This is a genomic window from Dyella sp. 2RAB6 (assembly GCF_052115385.1).
Classification (GTDB): Bacteria; Pseudomonadota; Gammaproteobacteria; order Xanthomonadales; family Rhodanobacteraceae; genus Dyella_D.
In genome coordinates this window covers 86,373-101,143 of record NZ_JBFRGP010000011.1, presented here as the reverse complement: position 1 = coordinate 101,143, position 14,771 = coordinate 86,373, and the positions used below count along the sequence as shown (strand labels likewise).

Below are 14,771 nucleotides of genomic sequence, written 5' to 3'. Positions count from 1 at the left end.
TACACTTTCCAGCTTCAACTCCCCGCCAGCCACCCCGCAGAGGTCAGGATGTTTGCCAAGAACGAGACGATCGCCGGCTTCGACGACGAGCTGGCCCAGGCCATGGCCGACGAGGCGCGCCGCCAGGAAGACCACGTCGAGCTGATCGCCTCCGAGAACTACGCCAGCCCGCGCGTGCTCGAGGCCCAGGGCAGCGTGCTGACCAACAAATATGCGGAAGGCTATCCGGGCAAGCGCTACTACGGCGGCTGCGAATACGTGGACGTGGCCGAGCGCCTCGCCATCGAGCGCCTGAAGCAGCTGTTCGGCGCCAGCTACGCCAACGTGCAGCCGCATTCGGGCTCGCAGGCCAACCAGGCGGTGTACTTCGCCCTGCTCAACCCGGGCGACACCATCCTCGGCATGAGCCTGGCCCACGGCGGCCACCTTACCCACGGCGCCAAGGTCAACCTGTCCGGCAAGATCCTCAACGCCGTGCAGTACGGCGTGAACGAGCAAGGCCTGGTCGACTACGACGAAGTCGAGCGCCTGGCCCTGGAGCACAAGCCGAAGATGATCGTGGCCGGCTTCAGCGCCTACTCGCAGGTGATGGACTGGGCGCGTTTCCGCGCCATCGCCGACAAGGTCGGCGCCTACCTGTTCGTGGACATGGCCCACGTCGCCGGCCTGATCGCCGCCGGCGTGTATCCCAGCCCGCTGCCGCATGCGCACGTGGTCACCTCGACCACCCACAAGACCCTGCGCGGCCCGCGCGGCGGCATCATCGTGGCAAAGGACGCCGGCGAAGAGATCGAGAAGAAGCTGCAGTCGATCGTGTTCCCCGGCATCCAGGGCGGCCCGCTGATGCACGTGATCGCGGCCAAGGCGGTGGCGTTCAAGGAAGCGCTGGAACCGTCGTTCAAGAGCTACCAGCAGCAGGTGGTGAAGAACGCCAAGGCGATGGCCAAAACCTTCATCGAGCGCGGCTACAAGATCGTCTCCGGCGGCACCGAGAACCACCTGATGCTGGTCGACCTGATCGGCCGCGACGTCACCGGCAAGGACGCGGAAGAGGCGCTGGGCAAGGCGCACATCACCGTCAACAAGAACGCCGTGCCGAACGATCCGCGCAAGCCGTTTGTCACTTCGGGCCTGCGTATCGGCACGCCGGCGGTCACCACGCGCGGCTACCTGGAAGCCGACGTGGTCGCGCTGGCCGGCTGGATCTGCGATGTGCTGGACGCGCCGGGCGACGAGGCCGTGCTGGCCAAGGTGCGCGAGCAGGTCACCGCGCAGTGCCACCGGTTCCCGGTCTACGGCTGAGCCAACGCTGCCAGCGGGCGTTTTGCGACGAGCCGGAAAGGGGCCGCTCGTCGCACCGGCGCCCGCCAACCCGGTCCCTTCAGGCCACGCCGGGAGGGCGCCGGGTTGTATGGCGGTCCAACTGAACGTCTAATGGCGCCCCATGCATTGCCCTTTTTGTCAGCATGAAGACACCCGTGTGATCGATTCGCGTCTGGCCGACGACGGCACCACGGTGCGCCGGCGACGCGAATGCCCCCAGTGCGGCGAGCGCTTCAACACCTTCGAAACGGCCGAACTCAAGCTTCCCGCCATCGTCAAGAGCGGCGAGCGCCGCGAAGCCTTCGACGAGCGCAAGCTGCGCGTGAGCTTCGAACGCGCCCTGCAGAAGCGGCCGGTGGCCAGCGATGCGGTGGACGTGGCGGTACGCACCATCGTCAACGACCTGCGCAAGAGCGGCGAGCGCGAAGTGCCCTCGCGCCAGGTCGGCGAGCTGGTGATGCGCGAGCTGAAGAAGCTGGACCAGGTCGCCTATGTGCGCTTCGCCTCGGTCTATCGCAAGTTCGAGGACGTGCAGGCGTTCCGCGAGGAAATCGAGAAACTGGAGCGCGACCTGCCCGGGCTGGAGAGCCTGCAGCTCTCGCTGCTGGGCGAGGCAAGCGCGCGGCGCGGCAAGAAATAACGGCGCGGCGGCAGCACGGCTTCGCATAGACTCCTCCGGCCCGCGCCTGCGCTTCGAAACTGACGGGACGCCATGTCCAGCTCCGCCTTTACTGCCACCGATCACGTGCTGATGGCGCAGGCCCTGCGCCTGGCCGAGCGCGGCATGTTCACCACCCAGCCGAATCCGCGCGTGGGTTGCGTGATCGCGCATGGCGACGAGGTGGTGGGCGAAGGCTTCCATCCGCGCGCCGGCGAACCGCATGCCGAAGTGTTCGCCTTGCGCGCCGCCGGCGCGCGCGCCCGCGGCGCCACCGCCTACGTCACGCTGGAACCCTGTGCCCATCACGGCCGCACGCCGCCTTGCGCGGATGCGCTGGTCGCGGCGGGCGTGTCGCGGGTGGTGGTGGCGGCCGAGGATCCGTTCCCGCAAGTGGCAGGCCGCGGCATCGGCAAGCTGCGCGAAGCGGGTATCGCGGTCGACATCGGCTTGATGCGCGAAGCCGCGCGCGAATTGAACGTCGGCTTCTTCAGCCGCATCGAGCGCAACCGCCCCTGGGTACGCCTGAAGCTGGCAATGAGCCTGGACGGCCGTACCGCGCTGGCGCATGGCGAGTCGAAATGGATCACCGGCGAAGCCGCGCGCGCCGACGTGCAGCGCTGGCGTGCGCGCAGCTCGGCGATCCTCGCCGGCAGCGGCACGGTGCTGGCGGACGATCCGCGGCTGACCGCACGCATCGATGAACCCTGCGCGCCGCCGCTGCGCGTGGTGCTGGACCGCAGCCTGCGCACGCCGGCCGGCAGCCACGTGCTGGACGGCAGCGCACCGACCTTGCTGCTGCACGCCGAAGGCGCGGCCGTGCCGGCGCATCTGCAGCAGGCCGATCTGGCGGCAGTCGCGGAAGCGGACGGCGGCCTCGACCTGTCCGCCGTGCTGGCCCTGCTGGCCGCGCGCGGCTGCAACGAAGTGCATGTCGAAGCCGGCCCCACCCTGTGCGGCGCGTTGCTCGCCGCGGGCCTGGCCGACGAACTGCTGCTCTACATCGCGCCGCTGCTGCTGGGCGACACCGCCCGTCCGCTGCTGCGCCTGCCCGCGCTGGAAGACATGGGCGCGCGCTGGAACCTGCGCGTGCTGGACCAGCGCATGCTGGGCCAGGACCTGCGCCTGCGCCTGCGTCCCGCGCGCGATTGACCGTCCGCGGGCTGGCGCCCAGAATCGCCGGCCAATACGGCGCCGCCGGCGCCAGGCCAGTCTTCGAGGAGTGCGCTGCATGCTTACCGCGGCGGAGCGCGAACAGTTCCGGACCCAGGGTTATGTGATCCGCGACGCCTTGAGCGCGGACGAGGTCGCGCGCTACGTCGACGGCGTGGAACGGGCGCGCGCCGAACGCGGCGAGCGTGGCCGCATGATGAACCTGCAGTTCCTGCAGCCGGGCAAGGACGTGCGCGCGATCCAGCCGGTGATCTGCCATCCCGTGCTGCGGGCGATCGCGGCGGACCTGCTGGGCGAGGGCATCGTGATCGATGGCGCCTCGCTGTTCTATGCCGACGCCGGCGTGGACTATCGGCAGGGCTGGCATCGCGACCTGATGCAGGTGCCGGACGAGCAGATCGACCCGCGCTGGTTCAGCGATGACTATCGCTACAACTACGTGCAGGTGAATATCCCGCTGACAGACGACCCCTGTTTGTGGATCGTGCCGGGCAGCCATCGCCGCGCGTACGACGACGCGGAGCGGCGCATCTTCGGCAGCGATCCCCGCATCGCGCCGGTCGATGCGCAGCCGGAGCTTGCGCAGGGCATCCAGCTGGTGCTGAAGCCCGGCCAGGCGGTGTTCTACAACAACTACGCCGTGCATCGCGGCTATGCGGGCGTGCTCGAACAGCGGCGCATCACCATCCATCTGGGCTTCCATGCCAGCGCGCATGCGCCGACCTGCCACTTCGGCGTGCTCGATCATCGTGAATACACGCCGGAATATCTGGCGAGCCTGGCGCCCGAGGTGCGCGCCGCGCTCGAAGCGCACGTCGCCGAACGCGCGCGCCATCCGGAAGTGGACCAGTACCACGCCTGGCACCAGCAATTCATCAGCAAGGAATTCGAGATCCGATGAACCAGGAAGCGCACGTGATCCGTTGGGGCATCATCGGCTGCGGCAACGTCACCGAGCTGAAGAGCGGCCCCGGTTTCCAGCAGGCGCCGCATTCCGCGCTGGTGGCGGTGATGCGGCGCGACGGCGCCAAGGCGCAGGACTATGCGCAGCGCCACGGCGTGCCGCGCTGGTACGACGATGCGGCCGCGCTGATCGCCGACGCGGAAGTGGATGCGGTCTACGTAGCCACGCCGCCGTCGACGCACAAGCAGTACGCGTTGATGTGCATCGCCGCGGGCAAGCCGGTGTATGTGGAAAAGCCGATGGCGCTGGACCATGCCGAGTGCGCGGCGATCCTGCGTGCGGGTGTCGACGCGAAGGTGCCGGTGTTCGTCGCCTATTACCGCCGCATGCTGCCGCGCTTCCACAAAGTGCGCGAGCTGCTGTTCGAGCAGCAGGCGATCGGTGCGCCGCGGGCGGTCAACACGGTGCTGTACGAGCCGCACCATCCGCGCTATCACGACAGCGCCAGGCTGCCGTGGCACGTGCTGCCGGAAATTTCCGGCGGTGGCGTGTTCATGGATATCGGCTGCCATACGCTGGATATCCTCGACTGGCTGTTCGGGCCGATCGTGTCGGCGGAAGGGCGCGCGGGCAATCAGCTCGGCGCGTATCCGCCGGAGGATACGGTGGCGATGTCGTTCGCCTTCGACAGCGGCGTGCTGGGTACCGGGCTGTGGAATTTCGACAGCTACAAGCACCACGACTGCATCGAGGTGATCGGCGACCGGGGCAGCATGCGCTTTGCCACCTTTGGCGACGGGCCGATCGCGGTGGAGACGAAGGAGGGCGTGCGCGAGTATCGCGTGGCCAATCCCGCGCATATCCAGCAGCCGTTGATCGAGACCATCGTGCGGGAGTTGCGCGGGGAGAAGGGCGTGTGTCCTTCCACCGCCGAGAGCGGGGCGCGCACGAACTGGGTGATGGATCAGGTGCTGCGTGCGTATCGGCGCAAGACGGGGCAGGTCATCGGCGCCTGAGGCGCCACGCGCCGGCGTAGGTTGGGGTGAGCGAAGCGAACCCCAACGTGTGCGCGGCGGAAGGTGGCCCATGTTGGGGTTCGCTTCGCTCACCCCAACCTACGCCGGCTTTGGATTACCTGGCGAAGTCGATCGCGATCTTGCCGAAGTGCTTCCCGGCAGCCATCTCCCCGAACGCCTCGCGCAACTCGCCAAACCCGTACACCGCATCGATCACCGGCTGCAGCCGGATCGCCTCCAGCGCGCGCACCATCCGCTCGTGCTGTTCCAGCGAGGCGACCGAGATGCCCTGCAGCTGCACGCGCTTGAGAATGGCCGGCACCAGCGGCAGCGTCGCTTCGTTGCCGCCCATGAAACCGACGATGCCGATAAAGCCGTGCATCGCCACTGCGTCCACCGATTGCGCGAAGGTCGACGCGCCGACCGTCTCCACTACGACATCCACGCCGCGCCCGCCATTGGCTTCGCGCACCGCGGCGCCCCATGCAGGCAGCTTCGCGTAGTTGATGCCGATATCGGCGCCCAGCGCCTTGGCGCGTTCCAGCTTCTCGTCGCTGGACGACAGCAGGATCACCTTCGCCCCACGCGCCTTCGCCAGTTGCAGCGCGAACAGCGACACGCCGCCGGTGCCGAGCAACAGCACGCTCTGGCCGGTGGTGACGTGGGCCTGCTCCAGCGCCGTCCACGCGGTGAGTGCGGCAATCGGCAGGGTGGCCGCCTGCACGGCGCTCATATGCGACGGCGCGTGGGCCAGCGCATAAGCGTCATAGCAGGCCAGCTCGCGCATCGCGCCCGGCCCCGGACCGCCGAGGTCCGCGCCCTCCCATTCGGGACGCATGCCGCCGGCCAGCCAGCGCGCCTTGTAGAAGGTGCTGACGCGGTCGCCGGGCTTGAAGCGGGTGACGCTGTCGCCGACTTCCAGCACCGTGCCGGCGCCATCGGAGACCGGCGTCATCGGCAGCGCCACGTCGCGGTAGAGCTGGCCGTGGACCATCAGGTGATCGCGGAAGTTGAGCGAAGCCGCTTCCATCTTCACCAGCACCTGGCCGGGGCCGGGGCGCGGGGCGGGCTGGTCGAGCAGGGACAGGTGGTCGAGGCCGAACTGGGTGAGCTGGTAGGCGCGCATGGCGGGCTCCTGGGTGGTGGATGGCGCCATGGTGGGCTGCGGACGATTGAGCGATAATCCATCGACATCACATATCTTTTGTTCGTGATATGAATCAATCCTTCGAGCTCACCCCGAACCGCCTGCGCGAACTGCGCGGCTTCGCCATCGCCGCGCGGGTGCTGAATTTCTCGCGCGCCGCGCACGAGGCCGGCTGCACGCCGTCGGTGCTGAGCCGGCGCATCGCCGCGCTGGAACAGGCGGTGGGCGGCAAGCTGTTCCTGCGCACCACGCGGCGGGTGACCTTGACCCCGCGCGGCGAGCAGTTGCTGGCGCATTGCCAGCGGCTGGACGCGGTGATGCTGGCGATGGCGGCGGAACTGCGGCCGCAGGGCGGCGAGCCGGCCGGGCGGCTGTGCGTGCATCTGCCGGGTTCGTATGGGCGGCTGTGCGTGGCGCCGGTGCTGGCGAGTTTCATGGCCAAGCATCCGCAGATCCGCATCGAGGCGGTCTACGACGACGCTTACGTCGACCTGGTCGCCGGCCGCATCGATCTGGCCCTGCGCGTGGGCCGGCTGGCCGATTCGCAGCTGGTGGCGCGGCGCGTGGGCAGCATGCGGCGTTATCTGTGCGCGGCGCCGTCGTATCTCGCCGCCGCGCCGGCGGTGACCGATCCGGCCGAACTGAAGGCGCATCGCTGCGTCGCCTTCAGCGGCCTGCGCACCGGCACGCTGTGGCAGTTCAGCCAGGGGCGGCGGTGCCGCTCGGTGCGCATCGATCCGGTGCTGAGCTGCAACGATGCGATGGCCACGCGCGATGCGCTGCTGGCCGGCGTGGGCATCGGCATCCAGGGCGACTACATGGCCGATCCGCTGGTGGCCTGCGGCAAGCTGGTGCCGGTGCTGCCGGAGTGGGAGCTGAGCATTTCGCCGATCCAACTGGTGTGGCTGCCGGGCGCGGACCGGGCGCCGGCGCTGCGCGCATTGATCGATTTCCTCTCCGCAGAGCTTTAGGTTGCCGCCTGAAAGCGCACGCAGCGTGCGCCCCGGGAAACACTGGCCGGTGCTAGACTCCGGCGGCCGGGGCGACCCGGCGACAACCATTACGACGTCTTCAGGGCGGGGTGCGATTCCCCACCGGCGGTAGGTGGACGAGGCCCGCAAGGGCATCCGACACGAGCCCGCGAGCGCTTTCGCTCCCTGAGCGAAAGGTCAGCAGATCCGGTCCGATGCCGGAGCCGACGGTCGGAAATCCTCACGCTGTTCGGCGGGGGGCCTTTCCGGAAAGTCCGGATGAGAGAAGACGGTACGGCGGACACGCTCGCGGTGTGCGCCTGCCATGCGCCTTGGGGCGTTTTTCGCAGACTTTCTGACGCGGGAAACGTTTCATGAACTACATCGACAGCTCGACCGCCGCCTCCGTGCAGGAGGTGCGCTGATGTTCACCGGAATCATCCAGACCGTAGGCCGCATCGCGCGGCTCGAACCGCGTGGCGGCGATGTGCGCCTGTATGTCGACACCGCCGGACTCGATCTCGCCGACGTGCAGCTGGGCGACAGCATCGCCGTCTCCGGCGTGTGTCTCACCGCAGTGACGCTGGAGCCGCGCGGTTTCGGCGCCGACGTCTCCAACGAAACCCTGGCGCTGACCACCCTGGGCAAGCTCAAGGCCGGCGACCCGGTAAACCTGGAAAAGGCGCTGCGCCTGGCCGACCGCCTGGGCGGACACCTGGTCTCCGGCCATGTCGACGGCATGGGCAAGGTGGTCTCGATCACCCCCGACGGCCGCTCGCAGCGCTGGACCTTCGAGGTGCCGGCCAACCTGGCGCGCTATATCGCCGCCAAGGGCTCGATCTGCATCGAAGGCACCAGCCTCACCGTCAACGAAGTCGACGGCCTGCGTTTCGGCGTGAACCTTATCCCCCATACGGTGGAACACACGGTATTCCACGCGCGCCGCCCGGGCGACGCGGTGAACCTGGAGGTGGATGTGGTCGCGCGCTATGTGGAAAGGCTGATGGGCGGCGGCGGTTCGCCGCGGCTCGATGAGGACTTTCTGAAGAAGCACGGCTTCGCCTGAGGCTTAAAGCCCCTCTCCCGTCGGGAGAGGGGTTGGGGTGAGGGTACGGGCGGAGTGGGGCGTTGCACTTCGCCCGTACCCTCATCCGGCTGCCGCCACCTTCCTCGCTCCTCAGAGCCGCGCACATCCCTGTGCGCTCCCCGCGTGCTCCCGGGGGGGAGAAGGATTCAGCCTTGCAGGTTGAGGCAATACAAAATTTAACCGAGACCTTTTTTATGGCTTTCAACACCATCCCCGAAATCCTCGAAGACATCCGCGCCGGCCGCATGGTCGTGATCCTCGACGACGAGGACCGCGAGAACGAAGGCGACCTGATCATGGCTGCGCAGATGGTGCGGCCGGAGGACATCAACTTCATGGTGCGCGAGGCGCGCGGCCTGGTCTGCCTGACCCTGACCGAGCAGCGCACGCGGCAGTTGGGCTTGCGCCCGATGGTCAGCGACAACACCTCGCCGTACCACACCAACTTCACCGTCTCGATCGAGGCGGCCGAGGGCGTCACCACCGGCATCTCGGCGCACGACCGCGCGCGCACCATCCAGGTGGCGGTGAAGTCGGACGCCCAGCCGCAGGACCTGTCGCAGCCCGGCCATATCTTTCCGCTCACCGCGCAGCCGGGCGGCGTGCTCAGCCGCGCCGGCCATACCGAGGCCGGTTGCGATCTCGCCGCGCTGGCGGGGCTGGAGCCGTCGGCGGTGCTGATCGAGATCCTGCACGAGGACGGCTCGATGGCGCGCCGGCCGGAGCTGGAGGTGTTCGCGCACAAGCATGGCCTGAAGATCGGCTCGATCGCCGACCTGATCCGCTACCGCCTGGAAACCGAGAAGACGGTCAAGCGCGTGCACGAGGAACAGGTCGACACCGAGTTCGGCCCGTTCCGCCTGGTGGCCTACCGCGACGCGATCCATCACGGCCTGCATTTCGCGTTGACCCGCGGCAAGCTCAACGACGGCGCGCCGGTGCTCACCCGCGTGCATGTGCGCAACACGCTGTCCGACGTGCTGCATCTGCAGCGCGACGACCTGGGCCTGACCGTCACCGCCGCGCTGCGCCGCATTGCCGACGAGGACCGCGGCGTGCTGCTGGTGCTGTCCGGCGAGGACACCCCGGACGCGCTGCTGCGCCGCCTCAGCCGGCAGCCCTCGGCGCAGGCGCCTGAAGAAGCGCAGCAGCAGGAATGGCGCCAGCTCGGCCTGGGCGCGCAGATGCTGGCCGACCTGGGCGTGCAGCGCCTGCGCGTGCTGGGCACGCCGCGCAAGCTGGTCGGCCTGGGCGGCTTCGGGCTGGAGGTGGTCGAGCACGTGTGATCCGGCCCGCGCCCGGGTGCCGCCATCGGGCGGCCAGGGCGCGCGCGGCATACTGCCGGCTTCTGCCACCACCGCTTACGCCATGACCGCCATCCGTTTGATCGCTCCCTCCGGGTATCCGCACGACCGCGCCGCCATGCAGCGCGGCGTGGCGCGGCTGCAGGCCGTCGGCTGCACCTTGCAAGGCCTCGATGCGCTCGAACGCACCGAGCTGCGCTATGCCGGATCGGACGAACAGCGCGTCGGCGAGCTCAACGCGCTGGCCGGTGCGGACCCGTTGCCGGACATCGTGCTGGCCATCCGCGGCGGCTATGGCGCCACGCGCCTGCTGGAACAACTGGACTACGACGCGCTGCGCGAGCGCCTGGCCGGCACCGCCACCTTGCTGGTCGGGCATAGCGACTTCACCGCGCTGCAGCTGGCGCTGTACACCAGGAGCGGCCTGGCCAGCTTCGGCGGCCCCATGCTGGGGCCGGACTTCGGCGCGCCGGAGCTGCATCCGCTGATGTGGGAGCACTTCTGGCGCACGCTCAGCGCGCCGCAGTCCAGCGCGAGCTGGGCGACGCCTGCGGAGGGCGAGCTGGATGTGGAAGGCCCGCTGTGGGGCGGCAACCTCGCCGTGCTGTGCAGCCTGCTGGGCACGCCGTATTTCCCGCGCATCGATGGCGGCATCCTGTTCGTCGAGGACGTCGGCGAGCCGCCGTACCGGATCGAGCGCCTGCTGTACCAGCTGCACCTGGCCGGCGTGCTGGACCGCCAGCGCGCCCTGGTGCTGGGCCATTTCACCCACTGCCGCCCGGCGGCCTACGACAACGGCTACGACGTCCCCGCCGCGTTCGCGCAGATCGGCCGGGTGGCGCGGGTGCCGGTGGTTAGCGGGCTGCCGTTCGGCCACGAGCCGGACAAGTTCACCCTGCCGTTCGGCGCCGCGGCCCGCCTGCGCGTGGCCGGCGGCGAGGCGGTGCTGTCGTTCGGCGGTTATCCGCACCTGGCCGGGCTCCCGTCCCGCCTAGACCCGGGCACGTTGCCCCAAATCCCGTAAAATGACCGGCCCAGATGGGCCGTACGCCCCAGGAAACGCATACCCATGAACATCATCGAAGGCGATTTCTCCACGCCCAAGGGCCGCTTTGCCATCGTCGCCGGCCGCTTCAACGGCTTCGTGGTCGAGGCCCTGGTGGCCGGCGCACGCGACGCGCTGGTGCGCCACGGCGTGCAGGACGAGGCGATCGACCTGGTCCGCGTGCCGGGCGCGTGGGAGATCGCGCTGGCCGGCCACAAGCTGGCGCACTCCGGCAAGTACGCCGCGGTGATCGCGCTGGGCGCGGTGATCCGCGGTTCCACCCCGCATTTCGACTTCGTCGCTGGCGAATGCGCCAAGGGCCTGGCCGGTGCGGCCTATGGTTCGGGCGTGCCGGTGTCGTTCGGCGTGCTGACCACCGACAGCATCGAGCAGGCGATCGAGCGTTCCGGCACCAAGGCCGGCAACAAGGGCGCCGACGCCGCCATCGCCGCGCTGGAAATGGTCAACCTGTACGGGAAGCTGTGATGAGCACGCGTCCCGACGGCATCGACCTGGCCGCGCGCTCGCGCGCCCGCCGCCGCGCGCTGCAGGCGCTGTACGCCTGGCAGATCGGCGGCAGCGCCATGAAGGCGGTGATCGAGCAGTTCCAGCACGAGCAGGACATGGAAGTGGCCGACCTGGACTACTTCGAAGACCTGCTGCATGGCGTGGAGCGCAACCTCGCCGCCATCGACGAAAGCCTCAAGCCCTACGTCGACCGCGAGATCGAGCAGATCGACCCGATCGAGCGCGCCGCGCTGCGCATGGCCGCCTACGAGCTGAAGTACCGCCCGGACGTGCCGTACCGCGTGGTCATCAACGAGGCCATCGAAGTGACCAAGCGCTTCGGCGCCGACCACGGCCACAGCTACGTCAACGGCGTGCTGGACAAGCTCGCCGTGCAGCTGCGCTCGGTGGAGAAGAAAGGCTGATGAGCGCGGTGCCGGCGAATGACGTGCCGGTGCTGGAGACCGCGCGGCTGCGGCTGCGCGCGCATCGGCCGGAAGACCACGCCGCCTGCGCGGCGGTGTGGGGCGATGCGGAAGTCACCCGCTTTCTCGGCGGGCGTGCGTTCTCGAGCGAGGAAGTCTGGCGGCGCATGCTGTCGTGGCGCGGTCTGTGGAGCATGCTCGGTTATGGCTTCTGGGCCGTGGAAGAGAAAGACAGCGGGCGCTATGTCGGCGATATCGGTTTCGCCGATTTCCGCCGCGAGCTCGATCCCTCGCTGATCGGGATGCTGGAATTCGGCTGGATCCTGGCCCCGGCCGCGCATGGCAAGGGCTATGCGAGCGAGGCGGTGGCGGCGGCCACGGCGTGGGCGGCGCAGCAGCTGCCGCATATGCGCTCGGTGTGCATCATTGCGCCGGGGAATCTGGCGTCGATCCGCGTGGCGGAGCGGGCGGGCTTCCGCGAATGGAAGCGCAGCATCTATCACGGTGAGCCGACCATCGTCTTCGCGCGGTAAGGCGTAGGTTGGGGTGAGCCGCAGGCGAACCCCAACGCTGCGATGCGCTTGGAGATGACGATGTTGGGGTTCGCCTGCGGCTCACCCCAACCTACGCCGTATCGCTTATTTCGCGGGTGCGCATTCCTTGCGGCCGTTGTCCGCGATTCCCGCGATCAGCCATTTCCCGTTCTGCTTCACCAGATGCGCGATATCCGTGCCGCAATGATCGACCTTGCCGTCGACCAGGAATTCGTACGAGGTCCAGATGATCGCGATGTTGTCGTCGATCTTCACCAGCGGATCGTGGATGCGCTCTTCCAGCTTCTGCGTGCCGGTGGCGGGGATGTGCTCGATAAACGCGTCGTAGTGCAGCTGCTGGGTCTTGTCGGCGCGGGTGAGGGTGATCATGCCGCCGGGCAGCAGGGCGGAGCGCATCATGTCGTGGTCGCGCTTGCCGATGCCGTCGAGCAAGGTCTGGAAGGGTGCGAGCACGGCTTTCTCTTCCGGCGTTGCAGCATGCAGCGGGGCAGCCGCCAGCACGGCCAGCGCGGCGCAGGCGGAGAGGGGCAGCGAGAATCGGCGGACGTGCATGGGCGGACCTCCGTGGCTGTAGTCCGACCGATTCTAGCGATGCGCTCCGCGGCCGCCCGCATGACTACCGGCACGGTCCGCGCTTGCATGCGGCGGGTGCGGATGGTCTGCTTGCCGTTGTTTGCCGCCGCAGGATCGCCATGGAATTCCGCCTGATCGACCGCATCCGCGAGCGCACCGCGCAGGGGCGCGACGATGTGCGCTTGGGGATCGGCGACGACGCTGCCGTGCTGGCCGTGCCCGAGGGGCAGGAGCTGGCGGTGGCGATCGACAGCATGGTCGAAGGCGTGCATTTCCTGCGCGATACGGCGCCGGCGGACCTGGGCTGGAAGGCCCTGGCGGTGAACCTGTCCGACCTGGCCGCGATGGGCGCCACGCCGGCCTGGGCCCTGCTCGCACTGACCCTGCCGCGCAACGGTGCGGCGGAGGCGCGGCAGCGTTTCGTCGACGAGTTCGCCGACGGCTTCGCGCAGCTGGCGCAGCCGCATCGGCTGGCCCTGGTGGGTGGCGATACCACGGGCGGTCCACTGACGATCAGCGTGGCGGTGCATGGCTTCGTGCCGCCGGGCAAGGCGCTGCGCCGGGCCGGAGCGCGGCCGGGCGACGTGGTGATGGTCACCGGCACGCTCGGCGATGCGGCCGCCGGCCTGCATCTGCTGCAGCGTGGTGGCGCGGATGGCGCGCAGGCCGCGTATCTGGTGGAGCGCTTGCAGCGGCCGACGCCGCGCATCGCCGCGGGCCTCGCTTTGCGCGAACGAGCCAGCGCCTGCCTCGATGTGTCGGATGGCCTGGTCGCCGACCTTGGCCATCTCTGCGCCGCCAGCGGCGTCGGTGCGGAAATCGAAAGCGTATTGCTGCCGCGCTCATCCGCGCTGCTCGGTCTGTTCGACGACACCTCCGCGCGCGACTTTGCGCTCAGCGGCGGCGACGACTACGAACTGTGCTTCACCGTGCCCGCTGCACGCGCGGCCGAGGTGCAGGCCGATCTCGCGCGCCTGGGCTGCGGCGCTGCGCGCATCGGCCGCATCGTGGAAGGCGAGGGCGTGCGCGTGCGCGCAGAAGATGGCGCATGGCTGGAGTCGGTACACCAAGGCTGGGATCATTTCGCCGCATGAGCGACAAAAAAATTCTCACCCCCGCACAGCGCCGCGTGCTGACCTCGTCGCTGGCCGGCTGGATCGCCTGCGGTTTCGGCTCCGGCCTCGCGCCCAAGGCGCAGGGCACCTGCGGTTCGCTGGCGGCGCTGCTGCCGTGGCTGCTGCTGCGCCAGCTGCCGTTGCCGCTGTATGCGCTGGTGATCGTGCTGTCCTTCGCGCTGGGCGTGTGGGCCTGCAACGTCGCCGGGCGCGCGCTCGGCGTGGACGATCACCGCAGCCTGGTGTGGGACGAGTTCGTCGGGCAGTGGATCGCGCTGGTGCCGGCCTTGTTCGCGCCGTGGTGGGCGGTGCTGGCGGGCTTCGGGTTGTTCCGCCTGTTCGACGTGGCCAAGCCCTGGCCGATCAGCTGGCTGGACCGCCATTTGAAGGGCGGTCTCGGGGTGATGGTCGACGACGTGGTGGCCGGCGTGTTCGCCGCCATCGTGCTCGGCGTGGGACTGGCCTGGTGGCCGGGCGCTAACGCCTGGGGCTGACCCACATGGTGATCGTCGCGCGGAATACCGCCTCGCCGCTGGCATCGGTCACCGTCACGCGCACCGGATAATCGGCCGCCTCGCTGCCGATTTCCGGCGCCAGCGGCTCGGCCACGCCGACCACGCCGGTGGTCGCCTTCTTCAGGTATTCCACCGTCATGCCCTTCGGGATCCAGCGATGCGTGGGCGGGATGGTCACCTCGGTCATGGTGCCGCCGGCCAGTTCCGCCAGGTTGCACATGGCGATCGCGTGCACCGTGCCGATGTGGTTGAGCACCGCGCGCCGCTTGGCGATGCGGATGCGGCAGTGCCCGGGCCGCAGTTCCTCGAAGCGCGGCTTGATGCTGCCGAAATACGGCGCCTTCAGGCAGATCAGGCGCGAGAACAGCCAGGCGCCGCCAGGGCGGGCGGAAAGCTTCTGCCACATCGCGAGTGCGCCGCGGGAAGTGCTCATCGGGAGGCCTCGAAGAAGGAA

Annotated in this window: 17 protein-coding genes and 1 riboswitch; of the genes, 14 read left to right on the top strand and 3 right to left on the bottom strand. The window is 69.0% G+C overall.

Going from position 1 to position 14,771, the window contains the following annotated elements; translation table 11 throughout:
* Window positions 1-48 precede the first annotated feature (48 nt).
* The 5 genes from glyA (at window position 49) to AB4083_RS15880 (ending at window position 5,074) form a co-directional block, all read left to right on the top strand.
* Window positions 49-1,302, top strand: a complete 1,254-nt coding sequence (glyA, locus tag AB4083_RS15900; RefSeq protein ID WP_441609056.1) for a serine hydroxymethyltransferase — start codon at window positions 49-51, stop codon at window positions 1,300-1,302.
* Window positions 1,303-1,444: 142 nt separating this feature from the next.
* Window positions 1,445-1,963, top strand: coding sequence for a transcriptional regulator NrdR (gene nrdR / locus AB4083_RS15895; RefSeq protein ID WP_441609055.1), 519 nt, complete (start codon window positions 1,445-1,447; stop codon window positions 1,961-1,963).
* 111 nt (window positions 1,964-2,074) lie between these two features.
* Window positions 2,075-3,133: a bifunctional diaminohydroxyphosphoribosylaminopyrimidine deaminase/5-amino-6-(5-phosphoribosylamino)uracil reductase RibD gene (gene ribD / locus AB4083_RS15890; protein WP_441609101.1), complete on the top strand. Its 1,059-nt coding sequence runs from the start codon at window positions 2,075-2,077 to the stop codon at window positions 3,131-3,133.
* Window positions 3,134-3,212: 79 nt separating this feature from the next.
* Window positions 3,213-4,055 (top strand): phytanoyl-CoA dioxygenase family protein, encoded by an 843-nt coding sequence (locus tag AB4083_RS15885; RefSeq protein WP_441609054.1) that lies wholly within the window; start codon window positions 3,213-3,215, stop codon window positions 4,053-4,055.
* On the top strand, window positions 4,052-5,074 hold the full coding sequence (locus AB4083_RS15880) for a Gfo/Idh/MocA family protein (protein WP_441609053.1): 1,023 nt from the start codon (window positions 4,052-4,054) through the stop codon (window positions 5,072-5,074). Before AB4083_RS15885 ends, AB4083_RS15880 begins: the two co-directional genes overlap by 4 nt.
* A 115-nt stretch (window positions 5,075-5,189) precedes the next feature.
* On the opposite strand, the gene AB4083_RS15875 is transcribed toward AB4083_RS15880, so the two are convergent.
* Window positions 5,190-6,230 carry a zinc-dependent alcohol dehydrogenase family protein gene (locus AB4083_RS15875; RefSeq protein WP_441609052.1) on the bottom strand — a complete coding sequence of 347 codons (1,041 nt, stop codon included), beginning with the start codon at window positions 6,228-6,230 and terminating at the stop codon, window positions 5,190-5,192.
* 59 nt (window positions 6,231-6,289) lie between these two features.
* Here AB4083_RS15875 and AB4083_RS15870 point away from each other — a divergent pair, with 59 nt between their 5' ends.
* The 7 genes from AB4083_RS15870 to AB4083_RS15840 all read left to right on the top strand — a co-directional run bounded on the left by AB4083_RS15870 (window position 6,290) and on the right by AB4083_RS15840 (window position 12,093).
* A complete protein-coding gene (locus AB4083_RS15870) occupies window positions 6,290-7,192 on the top strand; it encodes a LysR substrate-binding domain-containing protein (RefSeq protein ID WP_441609051.1) in 903 nt (300 codons plus the stop codon).
* A gap of 92 nt (window positions 7,193-7,284) precedes the next feature.
* A riboswitch (FMN riboswitch) is annotated at window positions 7,285-7,487 on the top strand.
* Window positions 7,488-7,616: 129 nt separating this feature from the next.
* Window positions 7,617-8,258: a riboflavin synthase gene (locus tag AB4083_RS15865; RefSeq protein WP_441609050.1), complete on the top strand. Its 642-nt coding sequence runs from the start codon at window positions 7,617-7,619 to the stop codon at window positions 8,256-8,258.
* Between the two features lie 215 nt (window positions 8,259-8,473).
* Window positions 8,474-9,565 (top strand): bifunctional 3,4-dihydroxy-2-butanone-4-phosphate synthase/GTP cyclohydrolase II, encoded by a 1,092-nt coding sequence (gene ribBA / locus AB4083_RS15860; RefSeq protein WP_441609049.1) that lies wholly within the window; start codon window positions 8,474-8,476, stop codon window positions 9,563-9,565.
* Between the two features lie 82 nt (window positions 9,566-9,647).
* Window positions 9,648-10,607 carry a muramoyltetrapeptide carboxypeptidase gene (gene ldcA / locus AB4083_RS15855; protein WP_441609048.1) on the top strand — a complete coding sequence of 320 codons (960 nt, stop codon included), beginning with the start codon at window positions 9,648-9,650 and terminating at the stop codon, window positions 10,605-10,607.
* A 45-nt stretch (window positions 10,608-10,652) separates the two neighbouring features.
* A complete protein-coding gene (gene ribH, locus AB4083_RS15850; protein ID WP_026633599.1) occupies window positions 10,653-11,114 on the top strand; it encodes a 6,7-dimethyl-8-ribityllumazine synthase in 462 nt (153 codons plus the stop codon).
* On the top strand, window positions 11,114-11,560 hold the full coding sequence (gene nusB, locus AB4083_RS15845) for a transcription antitermination factor NusB (RefSeq protein ID WP_441609047.1): 447 nt from the start codon (window positions 11,114-11,116) through the stop codon (window positions 11,558-11,560). Before ribH ends, nusB begins: the two co-directional genes overlap by 1 nt.
* Complete coding sequence (locus AB4083_RS15840; RefSeq protein WP_441609046.1) at window positions 11,560-12,093, top strand: GNAT family N-acetyltransferase; 534 nt, start codon at window positions 11,560-11,562, stop codon at window positions 12,091-12,093. Before nusB ends, AB4083_RS15840 begins: the two co-directional genes overlap by 1 nt.
* A gap of 105 nt (window positions 12,094-12,198) precedes the next feature.
* On the opposite strand, the gene AB4083_RS15835 is transcribed toward AB4083_RS15840, so the two are convergent.
* Window positions 12,199-12,666 carry a nuclear transport factor 2 family protein gene (locus tag AB4083_RS15835; protein WP_441609045.1) on the bottom strand — a complete coding sequence of 156 codons (468 nt, stop codon included), beginning with the start codon at window positions 12,664-12,666 and terminating at the stop codon, window positions 12,199-12,201.
* A 140-nt stretch (window positions 12,667-12,806) separates the two neighbouring features.
* Here AB4083_RS15835 and thiL point away from each other — a divergent pair, with 140 nt between their 5' ends.
* Window positions 12,807-13,781, top strand: a complete 975-nt coding sequence (gene thiL, locus AB4083_RS15830; RefSeq protein ID WP_441609044.1) for a thiamine-phosphate kinase — start codon at window positions 12,807-12,809, stop codon at window positions 13,779-13,781.
* Window positions 13,778-14,296: a phosphatidylglycerophosphatase A family protein gene (locus tag AB4083_RS15825; RefSeq protein ID WP_441609043.1), complete on the top strand. Its 519-nt coding sequence runs from the start codon at window positions 13,778-13,780 to the stop codon at window positions 14,294-14,296. The genes thiL and AB4083_RS15825 overlap by 4 nt, the downstream gene beginning before the upstream one ends.
* Here the strand turns inward: AB4083_RS15825 and AB4083_RS15820 are convergent.
* The gene (locus AB4083_RS15820) at window positions 14,280-14,750 is read right to left on the bottom strand and encodes a hotdog fold domain-containing protein (protein ID WP_441609042.1); all 471 of its coding nucleotides are present in this window, start codon (window positions 14,748-14,750) and stop codon (window positions 14,280-14,282) included. The two genes, AB4083_RS15825 and AB4083_RS15820, sit on opposite strands and share 17 nt — an antisense overlap.
* Window positions 14,751-14,771: the final 21 nt, after the last annotated feature.

What these genes read in the sequence shown, in the direction of transcription:
- glyA (WP_441609056.1), top strand. Translation starts at nt 49, where the DNA reads ATGTTTGCCAAGAACGAGACGATCGCCGGCTTCGACGACGAGCTGGCC.
- nrdR (WP_441609055.1), top strand. Translation starts at nt 1,445, where the DNA reads ATGCATTGCCCTTTTTGTCAGCATGAAGACACCCGTGTGATCGATTCG.
- ribD (WP_441609101.1), top strand. Translation starts at nt 2,075, where the DNA reads ATGGCGCAGGCCCTGCGCCTGGCCGAGCGCGGCATGTTCACCACCCAG.
- AB4083_RS15885 (WP_441609054.1), top strand. Translation starts at nt 3,213, where the DNA reads ATGCTTACCGCGGCGGAGCGCGAACAGTTCCGGACCCAGGGTTATGTG.
- AB4083_RS15880 (WP_441609053.1), top strand. Translation starts at nt 4,052, where the DNA reads ATGAACCAGGAAGCGCACGTGATCCGTTGGGGCATCATCGGCTGCGGC.
- AB4083_RS15875 (WP_441609052.1), bottom strand. Translation starts at nt 6,230, where the DNA reads ATGGCGCCATCCACCACCCAGGAGCCCGCCATGCGCGCCTACCAGCTC.
- AB4083_RS15870 (WP_441609051.1), top strand. Translation starts at nt 6,290, where the DNA reads ATGAATCAATCCTTCGAGCTCACCCCGAACCGCCTGCGCGAACTGCGC.
- AB4083_RS15865 (WP_441609050.1), top strand. Translation starts at nt 7,617, where the DNA reads ATGTTCACCGGAATCATCCAGACCGTAGGCCGCATCGCGCGGCTCGAA.
- ribBA (WP_441609049.1), top strand. Translation starts at nt 8,474, where the DNA reads ATGGCTTTCAACACCATCCCCGAAATCCTCGAAGACATCCGCGCCGGC.
- ldcA (WP_441609048.1), top strand. Translation starts at nt 9,648, where the DNA reads ATGACCGCCATCCGTTTGATCGCTCCCTCCGGGTATCCGCACGACCGC.
- ribH (WP_026633599.1), top strand. Translation starts at nt 10,653, where the DNA reads ATGAACATCATCGAAGGCGATTTCTCCACGCCCAAGGGCCGCTTTGCC.
- nusB (WP_441609047.1), top strand. Translation starts at nt 11,114, where the DNA reads ATGAGCACGCGTCCCGACGGCATCGACCTGGCCGCGCGCTCGCGCGCC.
- AB4083_RS15840 (WP_441609046.1), top strand. Translation starts at nt 11,560, where the DNA reads ATGAGCGCGGTGCCGGCGAATGACGTGCCGGTGCTGGAGACCGCGCGG.
- AB4083_RS15835 (WP_441609045.1), bottom strand. Translation starts at nt 12,666, where the DNA reads ATGCACGTCCGCCGATTCTCGCTGCCCCTCTCCGCCTGCGCCGCGCTG.
- thiL (WP_441609044.1), top strand. Translation starts at nt 12,807, where the DNA reads ATGGAATTCCGCCTGATCGACCGCATCCGCGAGCGCACCGCGCAGGGG.
- AB4083_RS15825 (WP_441609043.1), top strand. Translation starts at nt 13,778, where the DNA reads ATGAGCGACAAAAAAATTCTCACCCCCGCACAGCGCCGCGTGCTGACC.
- AB4083_RS15820 (WP_441609042.1), bottom strand. Translation starts at nt 14,750, where the DNA reads ATGAGCACTTCCCGCGGCGCACTCGCGATGTGGCAGAAGCTTTCCGCC.